Origin of the sequence: Arthrobacter agilis, from assembly GCF_002953615.1 — a bacterium.
GTDB classification, from domain to species: domain Bacteria; phylum Actinomycetota; class Actinomycetes; order Actinomycetales; family Micrococcaceae; genus Arthrobacter_D; species Arthrobacter_D agilis_B.
In genome coordinates, this window is record NZ_CP024915.1 from 796,105 (window position 1) to 798,948 (window position 2,844).

4 protein-coding genes are annotated in these 2,844 nt (G+C 70.2%); 2 read left to right on the plus strand and 2 right to left on the minus strand.

The genetic code is table 11. From position 1 onward, the window contains the following. Positions 1 to 475, minus strand: a 475-nt coding sequence (locus tag CVO76_RS03845; RefSeq protein WP_208741690.1) for an SGNH/GDSL hydrolase family protein, incomplete at its 3' end; no start/stop codon positions are given. Between the two features lie 134 nt (positions 476 to 609). Here CVO76_RS03845 and CVO76_RS03850 point away from each other — a divergent pair. Next, complete coding sequence (locus CVO76_RS03850; RefSeq protein ID WP_133082147.1) at positions 610 to 1,290, plus strand: alpha/beta hydrolase; 681 nt, start codon at positions 610 to 612, stop codon at positions 1,288 to 1,290. 38 nt (positions 1,291 to 1,328) lie between these two features. Here CVO76_RS03850 and CVO76_RS03855 read toward each other — a convergent pair whose 3' ends face one another. Next, on the minus strand, positions 1,329 to 1,559 hold the full coding sequence (locus CVO76_RS03855; protein ID WP_133082148.1) for an RNA-binding S4 domain-containing protein: 231 nt from the start codon (positions 1,557 to 1,559) through the stop codon (positions 1,329 to 1,331). A gap of 54 nt (positions 1,560 to 1,613) precedes the next feature. Between CVO76_RS03855 and CVO76_RS03860 the strand changes: the two genes are divergently transcribed. Further along, on the plus strand, positions 1,614 to 2,561 hold the full coding sequence (locus tag CVO76_RS03860; RefSeq protein ID WP_244186172.1) for a DMT family transporter: 948 nt from the start codon (positions 1,614 to 1,616) through the stop codon (positions 2,559 to 2,561). Positions 2,562 to 2,844: the final 283 nt, after the last annotated feature.

A 2,844-nucleotide genomic window follows, 5' to 3' on the forward strand; every position in this document is an offset into this window, starting at 1 on the left:
CGGTCCGCAGGTTCTCGTTGTAGATGGCCGTCTTCGACCGGATGCTGCCGAGGACGGTCTCTCGGACGTCAGGTCCGGTGAACAGGACGACGGTCGCGCCGGACGCCGAGAGCGTGGCGACGACGGCGTCGAGCCGCTCGGCCAGCTCATCCGGATCGCCGCCGGGCCGCAGCAGGTCGTTGCCGCCGGCCGAGATGGTGACCAGATCTGGCCGCAGCGCCAGGGCGGGCTCCACCTGCTGGTCCACGATCTGCTGCAGCAGGCGGCCGCGCACCGCCAGGTTGGCATAGGCGAAATCGGTCTGTCCCCGGGCCAGTTCCTCGGCCACGCGGTCGGCCCAGCCACGATTGCCCCCGACACTGTCGGGATTGGGGTCGCCGATCCCCTCGGTGAAGGAGTCCCCGAGGGCCACGTAGCGGTGCCAGGGATGGGGCTCGGGGTTCAGGCTCGGATCGATCCCGGCCCCGTTGGGAATGGAATCGGTCCCGGGGGAGTCGGGGACTGCAGCAGGTGTAGGGCTCACCACGACATTCTCCAACTGTCGGGGAGCCGGCGCCAACGCCGATCGTCCGGCCGGTGGCCCGGGCGGACCGTGCCAAAATAGGAGCCATGACTGAACCAGCCCCCGGCACGACTGCGCCCTCCACGAGCTCCTGGGATCCGGTGGTCCTGTGGTCGAAGCCCGAGTCCGAGCGGGAAGGCACGCCGCTGCTCGTCCTGTTCCACGGCTACATGGCCAACGAGGAGGACCTGATGGGGCTGACGGACCACCTTCCGGCTGATTTCACCGTGGCGTCCGTCCGAGCCCCGCAGGCTGAAGGGCCGGGCTTCTCGTGGTTCCCGCTGTCGCGCGGGGCCGACTACTCGGTCGACCGCGTGGTGGAGAGCGTCACCGCCGTGGCCCGGTGGCTCGACACCGTCCGGGCTTCCCACTCCAGCGTCAGCCTCCTGGGCTTCTCCCAGGGCATGGCCGTCGCGACGTCGCTCCTGCGCCACCGGCCCGGCGGCTTCGCCTGCGTCGTCGGACTCTCGGGGTTCATCGTGCCGTCCGAGGGCCACGCGTTCTTCCGCGACGACGACGCGGCCGCCGCGCCCGTGCAGTTCTTCTGGGGCCGGGACCAGGAGGACCAGGTCATCACGCCGGAGATGGTCGACCTCACGCACGCCTGGCTGACCACGCACACGAAACTGACGAAGATCCTCTACTCGAACATGCTCCACAGCATCAACCTGCAGGAGCTCGCCCACGTCCGCGAGTTCCTGAGCATGACGGTCCTCGGGCGCCGCTGAGCCCGCGCGGTGCTCCGCCAGCAGGCCGGCCGGCGGTACTAGGACTTCGTCAGGCGCACCGTCTCGCCGTTGACGCTCACGGTGTCACCGGGATGGAGCTGGCGGCCCCGGCGCTCCTCGATCTCGCCGTTGACCTGCACCAGCCCGTTGTCGATCAGGGCCTTGGCCTCCACGCCGTCCTCGGCGAGCGAGGCGAGCTTGAGCAGCTGTCCGAGCCGGATCATGTCGTCGCGGATGGACAGTTCGGTGGTGGCTGCGTTCTCGGTCATGCATCCATGATGCCCGACGGCGGCTACTAGGCTGTACGGGTGTCAGATGCGCGTGTGCTTCCCCCAGCCGTCGGTTTCCCCCTCGCCCTCGCGGCAGGACTCGCCATCCCCGTCCAGGGCAGGATCAACGGAGCGCTCGGCACCGTGCTCGACGACGGCATCGCCGCCGCGCTGATCAGCTTCGGCACAGGCCTCGTTGTGATGGTGGTCCTCACGCTGGTGCTCCCGAGCGCACGGGCCGGAGCCCGCCAGATCCTCCCGTCGGTGCGCGAGCGCCGCTTCCCGCCCTACTACGTGGCCGCCGGTGCGATCGGCGCCTTCTTCGTCTTCTCCCAGTCGCTGACCATCGGGATCCTCGGCGTCGCCCTGTTCACCGTCGCTGCCGTCATGGGCCAGTCACTGAGCGGCCTCCTCGTCGACCGGGCGGGGATCGGACCCGGCGGCAAGCGCGCCGCGACGCCCATGCGGGTGATCGGCGTGGTGCTGACGGTCCTGTCCGTCGTCTGGGCCGTCTCCCCGCGCTTCGGTGCCGCCGGAGAGATGACGGAGTGGCTCGTCCCCGTCCTGCTCCCTGTCGCCGCCGGCGTCCTGATGAGCTTCCAGCAGGCCATGAACGGCACGGCGGCCCTCCACTACGGAACGCCGCTCGCGGCCACCCTGATGAACTTCATCGCCGGCACCGCCGTGCTGCTGACGGCCTGGCTCATCAAGGTCGCCGTCGCGGGCCCGGGCAACCCCCTGCCGTCCGAGTGGTGGTACTACCTCGGCGGGCCCATGGGCTGCATCTTCATCGCGCTCGGTGCGCTGCTCGTACGCAGCCTCGGCGTCCTGCTCACGGGCCTGTGCATGATCGGCGGGCAGCTCGTCGGCTCACTGCTGCTGGACCTGGTGTTCCCGGCTCCCGGCACCATCATCGTGTTCGCCACGATCGCCGGGACGCTGCTGACCCTCGGCGCGATCATCCTCACCACCCTGCCCTGGCCGCGGCGGACACGACCCTGACGACCGATCCGTCCGGCCGGAGGGGCAGACAGGGGCCGGCCGGGACCGGCCGGGACGGGCCGGTGCGGAGCAGGACGGACCCGGTAGGCTTGCGGGGTGGCTTTCCGGCCCCCACAGGGGTGGACGGCCCGTGCACGCGACCCCCACCTGCGGACCGCACCCAGCGGCCTGCTCAGAACTGGAGAAGAACCCATGGCAGCAGCCAAGTCAGCACTCGACCCCATCATCTCCCTCGCCAAGCGGCGCGGCTTCGTGTTCCAGTCGGGGGAGATCTACGGCGGTT